23 protein-coding genes and 2 tRNA genes are annotated in these 18,687 nt (G+C 62.0%); 19 read left to right on the top strand and 6 right to left on the bottom strand.

Translation table 11 applies throughout. The features are described from left to right. Window positions 1-79: 79 nt before the first annotated feature. The 4 genes from clpX to XARJCFBP2528_RS12050 form a co-directional block, all read right to left on the bottom strand. Window positions 80-1,366 carry an ATP-dependent Clp protease ATP-binding subunit ClpX gene (clpX, locus tag XARJCFBP2528_RS12065; RefSeq protein WP_003483788.1) on the bottom strand — a complete coding sequence of 429 codons (1,287 nt, stop codon included), beginning with the start codon at window positions 1,364-1,366 and terminating at the stop codon, window positions 80-82. Window positions 1,367-1,491: 125 nt separating this feature from the next. Next, complete coding sequence (clpP, locus tag XARJCFBP2528_RS12060) at window positions 1,492-2,118, bottom strand: ATP-dependent Clp endopeptidase proteolytic subunit ClpP (protein ID WP_002806026.1); 627 nt, start codon at window positions 2,116-2,118, stop codon at window positions 1,492-1,494. A gap of 97 nt (window positions 2,119-2,215) precedes the next feature. Next, window positions 2,216-3,508 carry a trigger factor gene (gene tig, locus XARJCFBP2528_RS12055; protein WP_039810498.1) on the bottom strand — a complete coding sequence of 431 codons (1,293 nt, stop codon included), beginning with the start codon at window positions 3,506-3,508 and terminating at the stop codon, window positions 2,216-2,218. Window positions 3,509-3,709: 201 nt separating this feature from the next. After that, window positions 3,710-3,794, bottom strand: a tRNA-Leu gene (locus XARJCFBP2528_RS12050). A gap of 274 nt (window positions 3,795-4,068) precedes the next feature. Here XARJCFBP2528_RS12050 and XARJCFBP2528_RS12045 point away from each other — a divergent pair. After that, window positions 4,069-5,364: a PAS domain-containing sensor histidine kinase gene (locus tag XARJCFBP2528_RS12045; protein ID WP_016904680.1), complete on the top strand. Its 1,296-nt coding sequence runs from the start codon at window positions 4,069-4,071 to the stop codon at window positions 5,362-5,364. Between the two features lie 125 nt (window positions 5,365-5,489). Here XARJCFBP2528_RS12045 and XARJCFBP2528_RS12040 read toward each other — a convergent pair whose 3' ends face one another. Together XARJCFBP2528_RS12040 and XARJCFBP2528_RS12035 are read right to left on the bottom strand one after the other, a co-directional pair. Next, window positions 5,490-5,948, bottom strand: coding sequence for a hypothetical protein (locus XARJCFBP2528_RS12040; protein WP_039810480.1), 459 nt, complete (start codon window positions 5,946-5,948; stop codon window positions 5,490-5,492). A gap of 201 nt (window positions 5,949-6,149) precedes the next feature. Further along, a tRNA-Lys gene (locus XARJCFBP2528_RS12035) sits at window positions 6,150-6,225 on the bottom strand. Window positions 6,226-6,720: 495 nt separating this feature from the next. Here XARJCFBP2528_RS12035 and XARJCFBP2528_RS12030 point away from each other — a divergent pair. The 18 genes from XARJCFBP2528_RS12030 (at window position 6,721) to XARJCFBP2528_RS11970 (ending at window position 18,671) form a co-directional block, all read left to right on the top strand. Continuing rightward, complete coding sequence (locus XARJCFBP2528_RS12030; protein ID WP_016904682.1) at window positions 6,721-9,141, top strand: DNA-directed RNA polymerase; 2,421 nt, start codon at window positions 6,721-6,723, stop codon at window positions 9,139-9,141. A gap of 40 nt (window positions 9,142-9,181) precedes the next feature. Continuing rightward, a complete protein-coding gene (locus tag XARJCFBP2528_RS24275) occupies window positions 9,182-9,316 on the top strand; it encodes a hypothetical protein (protein ID WP_016904683.1) in 135 nt (44 codons plus the stop codon). An 89-nt stretch (window positions 9,317-9,405) separates the two neighbouring features. After that, on the top strand, window positions 9,406-9,603 hold the full coding sequence (locus XARJCFBP2528_RS12025) for a hypothetical protein (RefSeq protein WP_230673882.1): 198 nt from the start codon (window positions 9,406-9,408) through the stop codon (window positions 9,601-9,603). Beyond that, complete coding sequence (locus XARJCFBP2528_RS23445; protein WP_016904685.1) at window positions 9,600-9,749, top strand: hypothetical protein; 150 nt, start codon at window positions 9,600-9,602, stop codon at window positions 9,747-9,749. The genes XARJCFBP2528_RS12025 and XARJCFBP2528_RS23445 overlap by 4 nt, the downstream gene beginning before the upstream one ends. After that, a complete protein-coding gene (locus XARJCFBP2528_RS21665; RefSeq protein ID WP_080591420.1) occupies window positions 9,727-10,398 on the top strand; it encodes an ssDNA-binding protein in 672 nt (223 codons plus the stop codon). The genes XARJCFBP2528_RS23445 and XARJCFBP2528_RS21665 overlap by 23 nt, the downstream gene beginning before the upstream one ends. A gap of 31 nt (window positions 10,399-10,429) precedes the next feature. Beyond that, window positions 10,430-10,807 carry a RusA family crossover junction endodeoxyribonuclease gene (locus XARJCFBP2528_RS12015; RefSeq protein ID WP_157789108.1) on the top strand — a complete coding sequence of 126 codons (378 nt, stop codon included), beginning with the start codon at window positions 10,430-10,432 and terminating at the stop codon, window positions 10,805-10,807. Window positions 10,808-11,022: 215 nt separating this feature from the next. Further along, window positions 11,023-11,193 (top strand): hypothetical protein, encoded by a 171-nt coding sequence (locus XARJCFBP2528_RS23440; RefSeq protein WP_016904328.1) that lies wholly within the window; start codon window positions 11,023-11,025, stop codon window positions 11,191-11,193. A 148-nt stretch (window positions 11,194-11,341) separates the two neighbouring features. Then, on the top strand, window positions 11,342-12,811 hold the full coding sequence (locus XARJCFBP2528_RS12010) for a DnaB-like helicase C-terminal domain-containing protein (RefSeq protein ID WP_016904327.1): 1,470 nt from the start codon (window positions 11,342-11,344) through the stop codon (window positions 12,809-12,811). Between the two features lie 32 nt (window positions 12,812-12,843). Further along, the gene (locus tag XARJCFBP2528_RS12005) at window positions 12,844-13,089 is read left to right on the top strand and encodes a hypothetical protein (protein WP_016904326.1); all 246 of its coding nucleotides are present in this window, start codon (window positions 12,844-12,846) and stop codon (window positions 13,087-13,089) included. Beyond that, window positions 13,086-13,706 (top strand): Gabija anti-defense Gad2 family protein, encoded by a 621-nt coding sequence (locus tag XARJCFBP2528_RS12000; RefSeq protein ID WP_016904325.1) that lies wholly within the window; start codon window positions 13,086-13,088, stop codon window positions 13,704-13,706. Before XARJCFBP2528_RS12005 ends, XARJCFBP2528_RS12000 begins: the two co-directional genes overlap by 4 nt. Continuing rightward, window positions 13,687-15,600, top strand: coding sequence for a DNA polymerase (locus XARJCFBP2528_RS11995; RefSeq protein ID WP_016904324.1), 1,914 nt, complete (start codon window positions 13,687-13,689; stop codon window positions 15,598-15,600). The genes XARJCFBP2528_RS12000 and XARJCFBP2528_RS11995 overlap by 20 nt, the downstream gene beginning before the upstream one ends. Before the next feature lie 319 nt (window positions 15,601-15,919). Further along, entirely contained in the window at window positions 15,920-16,075 is a 156-nt protein-coding gene (locus XARJCFBP2528_RS23435; RefSeq protein WP_016904323.1) for a hypothetical protein, read from the top strand. 252 nt (window positions 16,076-16,327) lie between these two features. Continuing rightward, entirely contained in the window at window positions 16,328-16,582 is a 255-nt protein-coding gene (locus XARJCFBP2528_RS11985; RefSeq protein ID WP_016904322.1) for a hypothetical protein, read from the top strand. Continuing rightward, window positions 16,579-16,800: a hypothetical protein gene (locus XARJCFBP2528_RS23430; RefSeq protein WP_146011227.1), complete on the top strand. Its 222-nt coding sequence runs from the start codon at window positions 16,579-16,581 to the stop codon at window positions 16,798-16,800. Before XARJCFBP2528_RS11985 ends, XARJCFBP2528_RS23430 begins: the two co-directional genes overlap by 4 nt. Beyond that, the gene (locus XARJCFBP2528_RS11980) at window positions 16,797-17,126 is read left to right on the top strand and encodes a hypothetical protein (RefSeq protein ID WP_016904321.1); all 330 of its coding nucleotides are present in this window, start codon (window positions 16,797-16,799) and stop codon (window positions 17,124-17,126) included. Before XARJCFBP2528_RS23430 ends, XARJCFBP2528_RS11980 begins: the two co-directional genes overlap by 4 nt. Next, on the top strand, window positions 17,123-17,935 hold the full coding sequence (locus XARJCFBP2528_RS11975; RefSeq protein WP_016904320.1) for a T7 exonuclease: 813 nt from the start codon (window positions 17,123-17,125) through the stop codon (window positions 17,933-17,935). The genes XARJCFBP2528_RS11980 and XARJCFBP2528_RS11975 overlap by 4 nt, the downstream gene beginning before the upstream one ends. Next, window positions 17,935-18,108, top strand: a complete 174-nt coding sequence (locus XARJCFBP2528_RS23425) for a hypothetical protein (RefSeq protein ID WP_016904319.1) — start codon at window positions 17,935-17,937, stop codon at window positions 18,106-18,108. The genes XARJCFBP2528_RS11975 and XARJCFBP2528_RS23425 overlap by 1 nt, the downstream gene beginning before the upstream one ends. A 32-nt stretch (window positions 18,109-18,140) precedes the next feature. Further along, a complete protein-coding gene (locus XARJCFBP2528_RS11970) occupies window positions 18,141-18,671 on the top strand; it encodes a deoxynucleotide monophosphate kinase family protein (protein ID WP_016904318.1) in 531 nt (176 codons plus the stop codon). Window positions 18,672-18,687 lie beyond the last annotated feature (16 nt).

Below are 18,687 nucleotides of genomic sequence, written 5' to 3'. Positions count from 1 at the left end.
CGGCGAGGTGTTGCAAGTAGCGTTCGGAAACCCTTTATCCGCGAGCGAGGCCGGGGCCGGGCGCAGCGGCATCCGGGCCTCAGTCGCCGGACGCGGCCTTGGCCGGCGCCGGTTGCGCCTGGTAGATCAGATACGGCTCGGATTTGTGCTCGATCACCGACTCGTCCACCACCACCTTGCTGACATTTTCCTGCGAGGGCAGCTCGTACATCGTGTCCAGCAGCACCGATTCGACGATGGTGCGCAGACCACGCGCGCCGGTCTTGCGCTTGAGCGCCTTCTTGGCGATCGCCGACAGGGCATCGGGGCGGAACTCCAGCTCCACGCCTTCCATGTCGAACAGCTTCTTGAACTGCTTGGTGATGGCGTTCTTGGGCTCGGTCAGGATCTTGATCAGCGCCGGCTCGTCCAGTTCCTCGAGCGTGGCGACCACCGGCAGGCGGCCGACGAACTCGGGGATCAGGCCAAACTTGATCAGATCCTCCGGCTCGACCTCGGCCAGGATCTTGCCGACTTCCTGCTTGCGCTCGCTGCTCTTGACCTTGGCACCGAAGCCGATGCCACCGGCATCGTTGGAACGCTGCTGGATCACCTTGTCCAGGCCGGCGAACGCGCCGCCGCAGATGAACAGGATGTTCTTGGTGTCGACCTGCAGGAATTCCTGCTGCGGATGCTTGCGACCGCCCTGCGGCGGCACCGAGGCCACCGTGCCTTCGATCAGCTTCAGCAGCGCCTGCTGCACGCCTTCGCCGGACACATCGCGGGTGATCGACGGGTTCTCGCTCTTGCGCGAGATCTTGTCGATTTCGTCGATGTAGACGATGCCCTGCTGGGCCTTCTCGACGTCGTAGTCGCACTTCTGCAGCAGCTTCTGGATGATGTTCTCCACGTCCTCGCCGACATAGCCGGCTTCGGTCAGCGTGGTGGCATCGGCGATCGTGAACGGCACATTGAGCAGGCGCGCCAGCGTTTCGGCCAGCAGCGTCTTGCCCGAGCCGGTCGGACCGACCAGCAGGATGTTGGATTTCGCCAGCTCGACGTCATCGTTCTTGCTGCGGCTCTCGATACGCTTGTAGTGGTTGTAAACCGCCACGGCGAGCGTGCGCTTGGCGCGCAACTGCCCGATCACGTATTGATCCAGCACCTCGAGAATCTCGCGCGGCTTGGGCAGACTGGAGCGTGCCGACTGCGCCTTCTCTTCGAGTTCCTCGCGGATGATGTCGTTGCACAGCTCAACGCACTCATCGCAGATGAATACGCTGGGACCGGCAATCAGCTTGCGGACTTCATGCTGACTCTTACCGCAGAACGAGCAGTAGAGAATCTTGTTGCTGTCGCCGGAACGACCTTGGCGGTCTTCGCTCATGCTTCTGTTACCCAGTTACCCCACCCGATGCACGGGGGTTCGATTTCGAGAATAGCACAGGGTCGGGAGGACATCCGCCCAGCCCGACCCTGCCGGTTTTTCCTGCAATTTCAGCAATCTGGCGATCAAGACGGCTGGATCGACTCTTCCGGACGGCGTTCCAGCACCTGGTCGACCAGGCCATAGGCCTGCGCATCGACCGCACTCTTGAAGTTGTCGCGCTCGGTATCGCGCGCAATCGTCTCCAGGGATTGGCCGGTGTGCTTGGCCAGGATCTCGTTCAAACGCGAACGCAGGGTCAGGATTTCGCGCGCATGGATGTCGATATCGGTGGCCTGGCCCTGGAAGCCGCCCAGCGGCTGGTGGATCATCACGCGCGAGTTCGGCAGCGCATAGCGCTTGCCGGCCGCGCCCGATGCCAGCAACAGCGCGCCCATCGAGGCGGCCTGGCCGACGCAGATGGTACTCACGTCCGGCTTGATGTACTGCATGGTGTCGTAGATCGCCATGCCGGCGGTGACCACGCCGCCCGGCGAATTGATGTAGATGCTGATGTCCTTTTCCGGGTTGTCCGCTTCCAGGAACAGCAGCTGGGCCACGATCACGTTGGCCATGTGGTCGTCGATCGGACCGACCAGGAAGATCAGACGCTCCTTCAGCAGACGCGAGTAGATGTCATACGCACGCTCGCCGCGGCTGGTCTGTTCGACCACCATCGGCACCAGGTTCAGGGCTTTGGTCACAATGCTCATCAGTCTTCCTGTAGTGGCACCGGCTTGCGCCGATGCCCGGGTTTGACATCCGCATCCAGCCATCGGGATGCGGGTTGGTGTCACGCGGTCGCTTACCTTAGACCCGAATGGCGTCCTGGAACGACAGCGACTGCTCGGTGTGCTGGGCGCGCTCGGCGATCCAGTCGATCACCTGCTCTTCCATGACACGGCTCTGCAGTCCACTCATCAGTTGGGGGTCGTTGCGGTACATCTCAATGACCTGCTCCGGCTCTTCGTAGGTCGAGGCGATCAGACGCAGCGTTTCGCTGACGCGCTTGGATTCCAGGCGCAGCTCGTTGCGACGGGCCACCTCGCCCACCAGCAGACCGACCAGCACGCGCTTGGCAGCCGCGTCCATGAAACCCTGGTGGGCATCGGCCGGGATCTCGCCCGGGTTGCGGCCGCTGCGGCGGACCTGCTCGACCTGCTGCGCCAGCATCGAACGGGCTTCGTTCTCGACCAGGCGCGGCGGCATTTCCACGTGCGCATAGGCGGCGATCAGCTGCTCGCCCACTTCGCGACGCAGGCGGTTCATCAGCGCGCCCTTGAGCTCGCGCTCCAGGTTGGTGCGGATGTCGGCGCGGAACTGCTCGGCATCGCCACTCTTCACGCCGAAGCTCTTGATGAACTCCTTGTCCACCACCGGCAGCACCGGCTCGGAGACCTCGACCGCCTTGACGTGCACCTGCACGGTCTTGCCGGCCAGCTGCGGCACGCGCCACTCGGCCGGGAAGTCGATGGTCAGGGTCTTGTCCTCGCCCTTGGCCAGGCCTTCCAGGCCCTTTTCGATCTGGTCGAACATCACGCCCGAGCCCAGCACGCTGCTGCCGGTCTCCACGCCCTCGGCGGGCAGACGCTCGTCGCCGGCCTGCGACCAGGTCTCCAGTACCACCAGGTCACCGACCTGCGCGCCGCGCTCGACCGGGTTCCAGGTGCGGCGCTGCAGACGCAGGTTCTCGATCATCTGATCGATGTCGGCATCGGTCACTTCGGCGGTGTGACGCACCACCGACAGCTTGGCCACGTCGATATCGCCGAAATCCGGCACCACTTCGAAGGTGGCGACGAAGTCGAAATCGCTCTCGCCCTGATCGATACGCGGGTTGCCGGCCAGACGCAGCGAATGCTCGCGCACTGCCGAATCGAAGGTCTCACGCAGCAGGCCTTCCATCGCCTCGGCACGCACCTGCTGACCGAAGCGCTGCTCGATGACCTTGGTGGGCACCTTGCCCGGGCGGAAACCCTTGATGCGTGTGGTCCGCGCAAGTTCGCGCAGGCGGCCACCGACATGCGTCTCCAGGCGCTCCTGCGGCAGGGTGAAGGTCAGGCGGCGTTCCAGATTGCCGGTGGATTCGATCGATGCTTGCATGTTGACTCCTGCCACCGACTGCACAAGCGTCGGCACGAGATGGAAGATGCGGGTTGACGGATGGCGAGAAAGCCGCCGAGCCTTGTAGTTTCGCCGATAACGGCGGCCGCTGCCAGCGGAATACGCGCCACCGCGCCGCGCAATGGAAAGACCCCAGGCCTGCGGCGGGAAGCGGCCGGAACACGCACGGCCGCACTGCATTGGTGCGAAAGGGGGGACTCGAACCCCCACGCCTTGCGGCGTCAGAACCTAAATCTGGTGCGTCTACCAATTCCGCCACTTTCGCGATGCTGCTCCTGCCCGGCCATTGTTGCAGGGATGCCGGGAAAGAAAAAGCATCGCGGGAGCGACGACGCCGCTGAATATCGCCCACGGCTTGCATCCTGCGCGCCTGGACGGACAGCGCGAGCGCGGCTGACCCTGAATCCGACGCGCCGACGATAAACATATTCATCATGCAACTCGGCACGCACTGGCGTACCTTGCTTCCGCCCGCTAGCGCTGGGTAAATCTGGCATTCGCTAAAATTCCGTTAACACCAGTGAGAGGCAGTCATCGCGATGAGAGATCGCTATCGGCAGATCGTGGCCCTGTCCCGCGACTGCATCAAGGAGATCGACCTCGACGGGCGGATTACGGCCATCAACATCAATGGCCTGACCGAACTGCGCGCCAGCCACCAGGATCAGCTGATCGCGCGGCCCTGGCGCGACCTGTGGCCGCCGGAGGCGGCCGAGCTGGTGGATGCGGCAATCGCCGGCTCCCGCGCCGGTTCGATCCAGGAATTCGAGGCCGCCAGCGTGAACTTCGCCGGCGTGCGCCAGATCTGGCAGGTCGTCACCAGCCCGCTGTTCGATGCGCTTGGCAAGGTCGAAGCGATCCTGGCGGTAAGCAGGAACATCTCCGACCGCCGGGCGCTGGAGACCGCCTTTCGCACACTGGATTCAACCCTGACCGCAGAGCGCGCATTTTCCAGTGGTGTGCTGCGACTGGCGCAAGCGCGCGAACATTCGCTGTCGAGCGAACTGCACAGCCTGCGCGACCTGCAAGAGCGCATCGAAGGCGATCTGGACATTGCGCGCGCCGCGCAGAGCGCCGCCGAAAAGATTTCCGAGCAGGCGCAAAAGGGCGAGGCGGTGGGACAACTGCTGGCCGGCGTGGTGCACGATTTGAACAACGTGCTGCAGGCGGCAACCTCGGCCATCGAGCTGGTGGTACAGCGCGCCAGGATCGATGCGCACGACACCAAGCTGTTGAGCGTGGCCGATGCGGCGCTTCAACATGGCTCGGTCATGGCACAGCGCCTGGTCGGGTTTTCGCGGCAGTATCCGTACAGCCCGGAATCGGTGGACCTGGCTGCCTTGACCGAACAGCTCGGCCCCTTGCTCGAACAGGTGATCGGCGCGGATCTGCAATTGCAGCTTGGCACCGCCGAAGGTGGATGCTGCGCGATGGTCGACCGCCACACGGTGGAACGCGCCATCTTGAACCTGGTGATCAACTCCCGCGATGCCTGCCAGGGTGGCGGCGTCATTCGCGTGGAGACCGGCGACGCCGTGGTCGCTGAAGAACAGGCCAACCTGGCCAGGCCGGCCGGGCACTACGTCACCATCGCCGTGGCCGACAACGGGCATGGCATGGATGCGCACGTGCAGGCGCACCTGTTCGAAGCGTATTTCACCACCAAGGATGCCGACAAAGGCGCGGGCCTGGGGCTGGCGCAGGTGTACAGCGCAGTCCGTCAGGCAGGTGGCTTTGTGGAAGTGACATCGGCGCCCGGCCAGGGCGCGTGCTTTACGCTGGCGTTCCCACGCATGCAGCAGAGCGCGGCGCCCGCGCCCGCCGCATCGCCGTAAGCGACCACGGCTGCAGTTGCCCGCAGCCGATCAGGCGTAGCCCACCGCATCAAGGCCTTAAGCGCCATCCAGTGCAGCAAAGAACCTCTTGCTGCGCATGCCGATGGACACTGCCTGGCGCCCCGTTACCTGGCGCGGGGCGACACTGTCAGGCGCGACCACATCAGCCAGACAAGCACGGCGCAGGCGCCACCTGCCGCCAGCCCACATTGCAGCAGCGTCAGCATCACTGCGCGATCAGACATCATCGACCAGCCGCCGATGATCGCCAGCAGCAGCACGATCACCCCGGTCGAGAGCAGGCCGCTCAACGCACCGATGCCAACGTGGACCAGCAGGTTGGGCCGGCGCCCACGGTACCGCCAGGCACAGATGCGCGCACACAGCCATCCCGCCGCGGCGCAGGCAATCACCGGTAACACCAGGCCGTACGACCAGGCAACGATCAACAACACGGTCTGCAGATCGAAACGGGTCAACAGCACCAGGCCCAGCATCCCGCCGAGCGGAGGACCGGCGATCGCGAAGATGCCAACCTGGCCCAGGATCGAATGCCGCAATGCTCCGGACACAGCAGGCCTCATGTGCGCTCGCTCGACCGGGCGGCGACGACCGGTGGCGATTGCGCACCTGACACAGGCCAGGCATCGCGCCGGGCCGAGATCGGCACTGCGTTGCCGCGGCCGCCGACCGAGACGACAGCGAAGCTGCAGCCGATTCCTTGCGTCATCTTTTCCTCAGCACAAAAAGAAAAGCACCTAGGCGGATGCCTAAGTGCTTTTGTTTGGTGGGCCGTCAAGGATTCGAACCTTGGACCTATTGATTAAGAGTCAACTGCTCTACCAACTGAGCTAACGGCCCTGAAACTGGTCGCACATTGTATGCGCGTTTTTGCGTCGTTGCAACACCCCGCGATGCATCGGGTCCAACTTTTCCTGCAATCAGTGGGGTGGCTGAGGGGACTCGAACCCCCGACATCTGGAATCACAATCCTGCCCCAGCCCCTAAGCATACAACGTTTTCGTTCGTTTGTGACGCCGCGGGTGACGTAAAGGTGACATCCGTGGCGTCACAGGTGACGCGACCAATTAGTCGGGGCTATAGACCAAACGAACTTTCAGAGGGAGGCAAAAGACCTCCAGCTCTAAGTGCGGCAGATACGATCCCAGATATGGGATAAGATAGTTCGAACCACAAGGGTGTCACTTAAAGCTCTCTTTCAGTTCCACTGAAGGGGCTCTTCAAGTACCACCCTCCGGCCGTGCCGGTTTCAGCAGCTCCGCCAACACCTCCGCCTTCGGGCGGGGGCGTTTTTCGTTTGCCCATTCCATCTCAAATTCGGGACGCATTCCTAATATGCAATCTACCGCCCAAACGCTCCACGAACGCCAGCTCCAGCTGGAATCCGAATCGACTTCGCTCGGCATTGCCCGTTACGAGAAGGCCCGCGCCAATTCCGACGAGGCTGACACCGGCCCCGGCAAGAAGCTGGTCATGCAAGCGGTCGCGGCCACCGGCCAAGCCATCCGTGAGTTTGTCGAGAAGGCTAAGCAAGGAGGTGGCGGCCGTAGACACACGGCGGTGAAGTGGCTGGAGCATCTCGACCCCGAGGGTTGCGCTTACCTGACCGCGGTGGTGTGCGTGAATGCCCTGGCTGGCGAGCAGGCCAAGCTGACAGCAGTAGCACGCTCTGTAGGCGCTGCCCTCGCCCAGGACGTGAACTACAAAAAGCTGCGGGACAACCACGCGGGCCTCTACCGGGTAATCCAACAACAGCTGAAGAAATCCACCTCTGCGCATCACTCGACCGGAGTGATGAACCACGCCCTCGCCAAGACCGAGACCGAAATGTTCGTGTTCACGCCGGACGAAGAGGCTCTGGTCGGCATGAAGCTGATCGACCTCTTCATTGAGGCATCTGGCCTGGCCGAAATCATCCTGACCAGACCCCGCAAGAACCAAACCGTCGCGATCTTGCAGGGCACCGCCGCGATCCGCGAGTGGCTCGCCAAGGCCCACGAGAGCGCCTCAATGTTCCTGCCAGTGTGGTTGCCCATGCTCGTCCCGCCCAAGGACTGGACGACGCCTCGCGACGGTGGCTATCTCACCGACATCGGCGGAAGAGCGGACCTCGTGCGCACGCGCAACCGTGCCTACAAGCGCGAGCTGGAGCAGGCAGACATGCCCAATGTCTACCGGGCGGTCAACCTCATCCAGTCCACTCCGTGGAAGATCAACAAACCAGTCCTGGAAGTCATGCAGGACGCTTGGGCAATGGGCGGCGGCTTCGCTGACCTGCCTGACCGCGACTTAGTGGAATTGCCGGAGCAGCCGGCACTGCTGGTTAGCGACCCCGAGTTCTACAAGGAGCACCATGCGGAGGAGTTCAAGGCGTGGAAGCGCGCCCGCGCAGAGGTCTACGAAGAGAACGCCCGCGGCACCTCCCGCCGATTGTCGGCAGCGCAGAAAATCGCTCTGGCGGTGAAGTTCAAAGACGAGGAGGCGATCTACTTTCCGCACAACTTGGACTTCCGCGGACGGGTCTACCCGATCCCATCGATCCTAACTCCGCAAGGCGACGACCAGGCAAAAGCACTGTTGACACTGGCCGAAGGCGTACCGCTTGGCGAGGACGGCGCGTTCTGGCTGGCTATCCACGTCGCAAACTGCTTCGGCGTCGATAAGGTCGCCTTCTCGGAACGCCTGGCGTGGGTCAAGGCGAACGAGGAGATGATTCTAGACTCGGCCCTCAGCCCGCTGGACGGCCAGCGCGCTTGGTCCAAAGCCGACTCGCCGTTCTGCGCCCTCGCCGCCTGCTTTGAGTGGCTCGGCTACTCCATTAACGGCAACGAGCACGTGTCGCACCTGCCGGTCGCCCTCGACGGCTCGTGCAACGGCTTGCAGAACTTCTCGGCGATGCTCCGAGACTCCATCGGCGGCTCTGCGACGAACCTTCTACCGCAGGACAAGCCGGCCGACATCTACACGGCAGTGATGGACGTGGCTGCGGCGCGTGTCAGGGCAGAAGCCGAGGCAGGGAACGCTTGCGCCTTGTTCTGGGATGGCCTGTTGACACGTGGCATCGTCAAACAGCCAGTCATGACGCTTCCTTACGGCGTCACCAAGTCCGGCATGCGCGGCCAGGTGCAGGCCAACGCCAAAAAGGAGGGACTCTCGCCCTCCAACGAGCAGGCCGCTTACCTCGGCGACATTCTTTGGGACTGCATTGGCGAAGTCGTGGTGGCCGCGCGCCAAGCGATGGACTGGCTGAAGGAAGCATCGAAGGTCGCATCGGCCTCCGACCTCCCTATCGCCTGGACCACGCCGGCAGGCTTCCCGGTCCTGCAGGAGTACAGGGAGGACCTCGGCAAGCGCGTCACAACCCACATCGGCGGCAAGCGCGTCGAATTAATCGTGGCTATGGACGGGAGCAAACTTGACCGCCGTCGCCAGGGTCTAGGGATCTCCCCCAACTTCGTTCACTCCTGCGATGCGAGCCACCTGATGCTGACCACCTGTCTCGCGTCGGACAACGGGATCACCAGCTTCGCGATGATCCACGACTCCTACGGAACCCATGCCGGCAACACCGGCACCCTCGCCGCCGCGCTGCGTCACGCCTTTATTGAGCAATACGAGGGCGACGTACTGGGCAACTTCAGAACCGAACTGGCAGAACAGCTACCCGTGGAGGTCGCCGCTGATCTTCCAGAGATTCCCCCGTTCGGTGACCTGGACCTCTCCGCAGTGCTTGAGAGCAGCTATTTCTTTGCCTGATACATCCCATATTTGGGATTCATCCCAACACAGGAGCCCAATGAGCATCAACTTCAACGCAACTCTCGGCACCTACGTCGCACTGGACGCCTACGGCCAAGTCCTGGCGATCTACAGCCCGTCCACCCACGGAACGGTCGAGGAGTTTCGCAACGAGATGGGCCGGTCCGAGTGATCGAGCCGCGTCTCCGCTCACACGTACTGCACTCCCGAAGCGCACACGCGGCCTCCCGCGGCGCCTTCGCAGCCCTGAGTGGCGTGCAGATGGTCGAGCACCCCGCAGACCAGCTCATCGGGCTGGCCTGCGCTTTCCGATTCACCGCCGAGGAATGCGGGTACGACCCGCTCTCCCTTCTCGAACTCACCGAACGCATGGAAGCGGACTGCCGCTTCCGTGAACTCAACACCCTGTCGGCCGTCCGCAAGTACGCCCAGGAAGAACTGGCGAAGAAGCTCCCATGACACGCGAAATCGAACGGCTGCTTGAACAGGCAGCACTGGAAAACGAGCTGTACGGAGCGGCTTTCGCCTCCACCGAAGCCCGTCTGATCGAAGCCGGCTACCTCCCCGAAGAACCAGAATCCTATGACCCAGAAGAAAGCGAATAAGCGATACGTGTCCCCGGCCGGTACGGCCATCTGGCCGCGACTGAATGCCCCCGACACCAAGTACAACGCGGACGGCGAGTTCTCCGCCAAGCTAGCGATGGACGAGTCAGACGCCGACACCCAGGCGTTCATCAAGAAGCTGACCGGCATCCGCGACGAAGCCTTCGAGCAGTTCAAATCTGAGAATCCGAAACACAAGAAGGCTGCACTGGCCGACTTCTTCGCTTCGGAAACGGACGATGAGGGCGACGAGACCGGCCGGGTGACCTTCAACTTCAAGATGAAGCACAAGATCAAGGCGAAGAAGACCGGCAAGGTCTACACCATGGTCCCGACCATCGTGAACGCCAAGAAGGAAGTGCTGAAGAATCCGCCGAACATCGGGGGCGGCAGCATTCTCAAGGTGAGCTTCGAGGCCGTGCCCTACTTCGCGGCGGCGGACAAGAAGTTTGGCATTTCGCTGCGCATGGTCGGCGTCCAGATCATCAAGTTGGTCGAGTTCGGCGGCGCCAGCCGTGCAGCCGACGACTTCGATGAGGAGGATGGTGACGAAATCGCTGACGGCGCAGACCGCCCGAGCGATGACGACGACTCCGACGATTCGGACGAAGACAGCGACGGAGATGATGGCGACGACGGCGACTACTAAGCCCTCGTCCAAGGTCACGAAAGGGGCGGCGTTGGCCGCCTCTTTCATTTTCCCAATAGACCCCGTTCCGGCTTCTCGCCCCCGCGTAACGCGCTGGGGCACGTACCACCTGAAGACCTACAAGACCTGGCTGGAAGCAGCCGGCGCGTACCTCAAGACCACTGGCGTAACGATCCCGGAAGGGAAGCTGCATGTAGCACTGGAGTTCGTCTGTCGTAAGCCGAAGTCCACGAAGCTCGTGACGCCCAAAGGCGACATCGACAACTACGCCAAGGCGCCACTTGACGCCATCACCCACGCCGGCATTTGGCCGGACGACAAGTGGATCGAATCCCTCTACGCCATCAAGCGGTTTGCCGAACCCGGCGAAGAGCCGCACACGTCGCTGCAGGTGCTCCTGTGCGACTGAAGGGCAGCTCTAAAAACCCCCGATCCTTGGCATCATAGTTCGCAAAAGCGCCGCAGCACACCACTGCACCCGCCGACTCCCGAGCAGCCGCGCTTCCTACTGGACCGCCTGATCGACCTTTACCGCACCTACTGCGCGAAGGAACTGGGCCTGGGCGGTGATGACCTGGATACCGAGACCGAAGACTTCCGCCGCTTCCTTCAGGAGGCCAAGTGATGCAACAGGTCCAATCCGCAATGCGCCTGGCCTTCGCAAAGGCGACCCAAGAAGTACCGAAGGAAGAGCGCGACCGCACTTACGCGATGGTCCGCTCGGCGTCCAACCGCCAACTGGGCGTGACCCGCCGCAAGACCATGTGGTCGGTCGAGCGTGTCAGCCGACGCTGAGTCTCAGTTCGTTGCTAAAGAGCCGTGCCCTAAGTGTGGCAGTCGCGACAACCTCGCGCGCTACGACGACGGGCACGGCTTCTGCTTTGGGTGCTCCCACTACGAGCCGGCAGATGGCGACGCCACACGCACGCAATCAAGGCACCGCATGTCCGACGACTTTGCCCAGGGCGAAGCCTCAGCTCTGGCCGCTCGCGGTCTGCAGGAAGAAACCTGTCGAAAATTCTCCTACTGGGTAGGCAAGAACAAGGACGGCAAAACCTGCCAGATCGCCAACTATCGCCGCGACGGGCGCACCGTCGCACAGAAGCTACGGTTCAAAGATAAGAAATTCGCCTTCATTGGCGACACAAAGGAAGCAGGCCTGTTCGGCCAGCACCTTTGGCAGCCCACGCGGCGCCTGGTCATCACCGAAGGTGAAGTGGACTGCCTAAGCGTCGCTCAAGTGCTCGGCCTGAAGTGGCCCGTAGTGTCGGTTCCAAACGGTGCACAGGGCGCGGCGAAGGCCATCAAGCGTGAGCTTGAGTGGGTCGAGAAGTTTGACGAAGTGGTCATCATGTTCGACATGGATGAGCCAGGCCAGGCCGCCGCTCAGGAGGTCGCTGGAATCCTTTCGCCGGGAAAGGCGCGAATCGCACAGCTGCCGCTGAAAGACCCCAACGCGATGCTCCAGGCCGGCAATGGCGAGGCCATCGTCTCGTGCATCTACGAAGCCCAGACGGTTCGTCCAGACGGCATCGTGACCTTCGGCTCCGTGCGCGAGAAGGCGCTAGCTCCCGTTGTCATCGGGATGCCCTGGCCTTGGCCCGAATTGACCGACTACACCCTTGGCCGGCGCTACGGCGAAATCTACGGCCTGGGCGCCGGTACGGGCATGGGCAAGTCCGATGTGTTCGACGAAATCATCGTATTTACGGCGACCACCTGCAACGAGAAGTGCGGCGTCCTCAAGCTGGAACAGCCGCCCGCGGAGACGGCGAAGCGCCTGGCCGGAAAATACGCCTCGCGCCGCTTCCATGTGCCTGATGCAGGCTGGACGCAACAGGAATTAGAAGACGCGTTCGACATCCTGGACAGCACGGGCAACGTCGTTCTTTACGACCACTTTGGCACCACCGACTGGGAAGTAATCGCTTCCAAGATGCGCCATATGGCCGTCGCGGACGGCGTTAAGCACATCTTCCTGGACCACCTCACTGCACTCGCAGCCGACGCCGACGACGAGAAGAAAGTGCTGGAACAGGTGATGGCTGCACTCGCCAAGTTGGCGATGGAGCTGAACGTCTGCATCTATTTCATCTCCCACCTCACGACCCCCGAGAAGGGTTCGCCGCACGAGGAAGGTGGGCGCGTGACTATCCGTCAGTTCAAGGGCAGTCGCGCCATTGGCTTCTGGTCGCACTTCATGTTCGGTCTGGAGCGCGATCAACAGGCGGCAGACATCTCCGTCCGAACCACAACGACTCTCCGCGTGCTCAAGGACCGCTACACCGGCCAGGCCGCGGGCAAGTGCATCTACCTCCGCTACGACGAACAGACCGGCCGCCTCGTGCCGTGCGCCGACCCATACGCGGACGGCGATGACGAGAGCTTCGACGACACGCCAAGCGGCTACTGAGCTGCACCTCACCTCACTCAAGGATAAACAACATGACCCTCAAGACCGCACTGCTGGCGATCCACGCTTTCCTGACCCCAGCCCCAAGCGTTGAAGCCATCGTCGCCGACCTGGACCGCACCCTGGGCAAACTGGATGCAGCCGAAGGGAAGCTGCGCGACCGCGCTGCAATCGCAGAAGCGAAGGCCGCCAAGTTGGTACAGGAAGCCGTGGGCCACCGCTCGCGCGCTCTACGTGCCGGTCGCGTCGCCAGCCGCATCAAGGCCATCATCGAATGACCTACGGCGCCTACATCAAGGCAATCTTTCTGGACATGCCGGCCGCAGCGCGCATCGTCTCCATCCTCGGTGGCGGCGCCCTACGGTCGTTCTTTGACGGCACTCCCGCCAAAGACTACGACCTGTTCTTCCGTTCTTATCAGGACTACCTCGTTGCCTTCGCTGCGTTCTCGGAGCAGGGCAATCGGTACATGGAGCTGGCGGCACCCAACGGCACCTCACAGTTCCACGACCTAAACACCGGCCGCCTCTTCAACTTGGTCGGCTTTCATTTCGACACACCTCAAGGGCACCGAGATGCATTCGACTTCCGCTGCTGCATGTTCGCGGCGTGGCTGGAATACGACCTCCCGACAGCTTCAGCGCACCCTGAAGCTGCTGCCGACGCCGAGGCGAAGCGTCTCGTTGTGATGAACAACAACGGCGACGAGCGTACTTATGCTCGGATGCATCGCTACAAGGACTACGGCTACCGCCTCGACTTAGGTCTCGATGAGGACCTCACCAAGCAGCCGAATGATGTTCCCCTGCCGAGTTTCGAGCGCGTCAAGCAGCTCCTCAAAAGCTACCCCAAGGCTGCACGAGGTGTAGGCTCCGATGGCCTGGCTCGTCTTTGACATTGAGACCAACGGCCTACTCGACGAACTCACCACCATCCACTGCATCTCCCTCCAGGAAGTAAATCCGGAGGGAGTGCCCGTGGGCGCAGTGCTGTCAGCCAACCGCGTAAACGGAGAGCTGACCATCGAGCAGGCACTGGAGATGCTTCGGGGCGCGGATGCCGTAGTTGGCCACAACATCGTCAACTTCGACGTGCCCGCCATCCGCAAGCTGTACCCGGACTTCAAGGTTAAGCGGGCACTGGACACGATGCTGTTGTCCACTCTGCTATGGCCGGACCTGCGCGACCGCGACTTCGCTGCCATCAAGAAGTCGCCTGGAAAGCTGCCGGGCCAGTTTGTGGGAAGGCACGCGCTGGAAGCCTGGGGCTACCGCCTTGGCGAATGGAAAGGCGACTACTCCGAAGTCATGAAGTCCAGGGGACTCGATCCCTGGGCAGCATGGAACCAGGAGATGGACGACTACTGCGACCAGGACGTGCGCGTCACGCAGAAGCTCTTCGCCCTGCAGATGACCAAGGGGCTGTCACAAGAAGCGATTGACCTGGAGCATGGCATCGCACCGATACTCCAGCGCCAGACTTCCTATGGCTTCCTGTTCGACCAAAAGAAGGCCGACAAGCTGCAACGCGAGTTCATGGTCACCAAGGCCAGACTCACTGACGAGCTGACCCGCGTGTTCCAGCCGTGGCGTGAGAGCCTCGGCATGTTCGTCCCGAAGGTCAACAACGCAAAACTCGGCTACGTCAAAGGCGTGCCGCACGAAAAGTTCAAGTCGTATGTTTTCAATGCAGGCTCTCGCGATCACATCGCGAAGCGCCTAAAGGCACTCCACGGATGGAAGCCCACGGTATTTACGCCTGAGGGTCGCCCGAAGATCGACGAAGAGACCCTTGCGCACCTCAAGTACCCCGAGATTCCCATGTTGCTGCGCTACCTAACGGTGGCGAAGCGCGCAGGGCAACTCTCCGAGCCTCTGCCAAAGCTCAAGAAGGACGGTACCCCGAGCAAGTCGAAGAAGAAGTCCGAAGCCTGGATCACCCAGGTTAAGAAGGATGGACGCATCCACGGCCGGGTGAATCAGAACGCTGCGGTCACCGGACGCATGACGCACTCGGGGCCGAACATGGCCCAGGTCCCCAAGGTCCAAAAGGGCAAGGAGGGGATTCTCTTCGGCGAAGCGGGCGGCTGGGGCTATGAGTGCCGCGAGCTGTTCACCGTGCCGAAGGGCAAGAAGCTGGTGGGCGCTGACGCATCGGGCCTGGAGCTGCGCTGTCTGGCGCACTTCATGGCCGCATTCGATGGTGGCGACTACGCCCGGGTCTTGCTGGAAGGCGACATCCACGCAGTCAACCAAAATGCAGCTGGCCTCCCTTCCCGCGACAACGCAAAGACCTTCATCTACGCCTTCCTCTATGGGGCAGGCGACGAGAAGATCGGATCGATCATCGGCAAGGGGCGCAAGCACGGCAAGGTACTTAAGGAAAAATTCCTACAGGGTCTTCCGGCGCTCGCAAAGCTCGTCAAGGGCGTCAAGAAACGCGCCAAGGATAAGGGCTACCTAATCGGCCTGGACGGCCGAAAGCTGCATATCCGGAGTGACCACGCTGCACTCAACACGCTGCTGCAGTCGGCCGGTGCCTTGGTTATGAAAAAGGGCCTACACATCCTCGACCAGACACTCCAGAAAGCTGGCCTAGTTCCGGGAGTGAACTACGAGTTCGTCGGCAACATCCACGACGAATGGCAGATTGAGGTTGACGAGCAGCGTGCCGAATTCGTCGGCCAGACAGCGGTGGCATCCATCCGCGCCGCAGGTGACTACTTCGGCTTCCGCTGTCAGCTCGATGGCGAATACAAAATCGGCAACAACTGGGCAGAAACCCACTGACCAAACCACGCACCTCCGATCCGGTAGGTGTGCTCCTTCGCAGTGCCCGTAGGCGGGCACAGAAGCGCGGTCTCCCTTTCAACTTAGAAAGGTACGACATCAAGATTCCAAGCTTCTGTCCCGCCCTGGGAATTCCGCTGTTCCGCTCTGTCGGACTGAAGGCGCAGGGACCTAACTCCCCGACGCTGGATCGCATCACCCCTGAGCTGGGTTACGTGCGCGGCAACGTCCGCGTTATCTCCAGCAGGGCCAACCAAATCAAATCCGACGCTTCTACCGCAGAGCTTCTGCAGGTGGCTTGCTGGGTTCAGGAGAACACATGAACGACACGAACACCGAGACGGTGACCATCACCCGTGCCCGATATGTCGAACTGCTAGAGGACGAAGAGTTTCTGAGCGCCCTTCGTGCAGCCGGCGTGGATAACTGGGACGGCTATGACTATGCCTTGGAAATCTCCCAAGACGTTGGATGACCCCCAAGCAGATCCTCCAGACTCTCGCCGGTCTGCTGATCCTGGCCGCCCTCGGCGCAGGAGTATTCGGTCTGTGGTCCTACGGCCACATGGCGAAGCGTGTTGAGTCGCTCGAAGCGACTTCGCGTGATTACGACGACCTCAAAAAATCACTGGCGACCCTCCAGCAGGAGGCCGTTCGCCGTGCCTCTTTCGACAAAGCAATTCGGGATTTGCGCGCTGAGCGCAACCGTTCCGTGGAGACCGCTGCAAATGAAGACCCTGCTGTTTCTGACTATCTGCACCAGCGCATTCCTGACGGGCTGCGTGCCGCGCACTTCGGTGATCGAGCTGTACCTCCAGCCGTGCCTGGTCGAGGGCAAGCACAGCTCCCTTGACGCGGTGATGGCCGACCCCGCCTCCGAGACCTATGACCTCTATCACTTCGGCGGCAACGCCGAAGACGCCCTTGCGCGCTGCAACGCCGACAAGGAATCCATCAAACGCCTTCAGGAGGGCAAGCGATGAGCGACAAGCCGATCCCTCGCTGGTCAAGAGACACTCAGATTTTCATCCGTGAAGCCGGCTATTCGCATGGCCGTGGCCCTGGCTACATAGAAGTCAAGGCGACGTGCCAAGGATTCCATTGCGTCGAGCTATGCCCTCCCGACTACGTCGGCATGGCAGTGGAATGTGTTTTGGAAAAGCTGTCGCGCGAGATTGGCCGCCGGGCGGTGTTCGCATGAGGCGGTCCCTCTTCACAGGAGGCATCCTTCTTGCAGCACTAGTCGTCGTCACGCTCCTGCAATACGACTGGAAGCCGCGCTCGCCGGACGCCGACTACGGTGCTTGCAAGCGGTCGCACGTCGAGAATGACGTGATCATCATGTGGCAATCGGTGTGCACAGGGACCAGCTGCACTCAGGTCCCGTATGCGTATCCGACCACCAGAGTCGTCTGTGACGAGCGGGAGTACCCGCTCGGCGATGGTCCCGCTTTTCAGGCCGCCTATGTGGACTACCTCAAGCGCCTCGACGAGTGGCACAAGCGGCACCCCGAGAAGGCACCTTGAAGAAGCGCCAGAGACCCGTCCTGCTGATCGACGCGGACGTGCTGCGGTACTACATGGCCTTCAAGAACACCAAGTCCATCGACTGGGATGGCGACGGCGACACCATGGAGGTGTACCAGCCGGAAAAGGCGAAGGTCGAAGTGGCCGAGTACATCGCGGAGCTGGTTGAGAAGTTCGACGCCGCCGACTTCGTGCTGCCGCTGTCGTGCCCCGAGCATAACTTCCGCAAGGACGTGGAGCCGACCTACAAGCAGGCCCGCCACGAGAAGCCCAAGCCGGTCCTGTGGCACGCCCTCGACGAGTTCATTCACGAGGAGTACGCCGACAAGATTATCAAGCGGCACTCGCTGGAAGGCGACGACATCCTCGGAACCCTGGCGACGCATCCCAGTCCCAAGCGGTGCCCCGGGCCGCGCATCGTTGTGTCTATCGACAAGGATCTCCAGACGATCCCTTGTCGACTCTACAACCCGAACAAGCCAGACCTCGGCGTGCGGACTATCGACCGCTACGACGCCGACCTGTTCTGGATGAAGCAAGCCCTGATGGGCGACACCACCGACAACTACACCGGGTGCCCTGGCATCGGCGCCAAGCGCGCTGACGAGGCCCTGATGCCCGTGCACGAGGCGTACCGCGACGGCTCCCCAGACGAGCACCTGGCGGCCCTGTGGGCGGCCGTGGTGGCTATCTACAAAAAGAAGGGACTGACGGCAGATGACGCCCTCGTCCAAGCACGCCTGGCGCGAATCCTCCGCCACGGTGACCTCAACTACAAAACAAACAAGGTGAATCTTTGGGAACCGTAATGCTGTTTCTAACCATCGTCGCGTGGTTCGGCGTGGCCTACTTCACGCTGGGCTGGACTGTATTTTGGGCCTTCGTCGCTCTTGGCCTCGGGCGGCAAGTGAAAGTAAAGCTGTTCAACATCCTCGCACCCGCCATGTGCTGGTGTTGGCTGATTGCGGGTTGGGTCTCTTGAGCCAGATACCTCTGTTCCCTGCAGGTGGTCCGATGAAGATCGTCGGCATCTCAGGCAAAGCTGGCTCTGGCAAGGACACCCTCGCTGGCTTTCTCGTCGAGCAAGGCTTCATCCGCATCGCCTTAGCCGAACCGCTGCGCCGCTTTGTGTCGGATATCACCGGTCTGAGTATGGAGGAACTGACCGCAGGCCCTCTGAAGGAAGCACCGCTGGACTGGCTGGGCGGCACTTCCCCGCGCCGCCTCATGCAGACCATCGGCACCGAATGGGGTCGAGAGATGATCGACGAGAGCCTTTGGCTGAAAGTCGCCGCACGTCGCGTTGAGGAGGCCCGCGCTGGCGGCGCTGCTGGTGTCGTCATTCCTGACGTGCGTTTCGAGAACGAAGCCATGCTGGTGCGAGAGCTGGGCGGCATCGTTGTCGTAGTGGATCGACCGGGCGTCGCCTCAGTCGCAGACCATGCAAGTGAACGCCCCCTGCCGTCCTGGCTGGTGGACCACACCGTGGTCAATTGCGGGACGTTGGCGCAGCTTCGAGCGGCTGCGCAGGGATTGGCGAATTAGTCGGGCCTCTAGAGGG

The organism is Xanthomonas arboricola pv. juglandis (assembly GCF_001013475.1).
GTDB lineage: Bacteria > Pseudomonadota > Gammaproteobacteria > Xanthomonadales > Xanthomonadaceae > Xanthomonas > Xanthomonas arboricola.
This window is presented reverse-complemented; position numbering and strand designations above follow the sequence as displayed.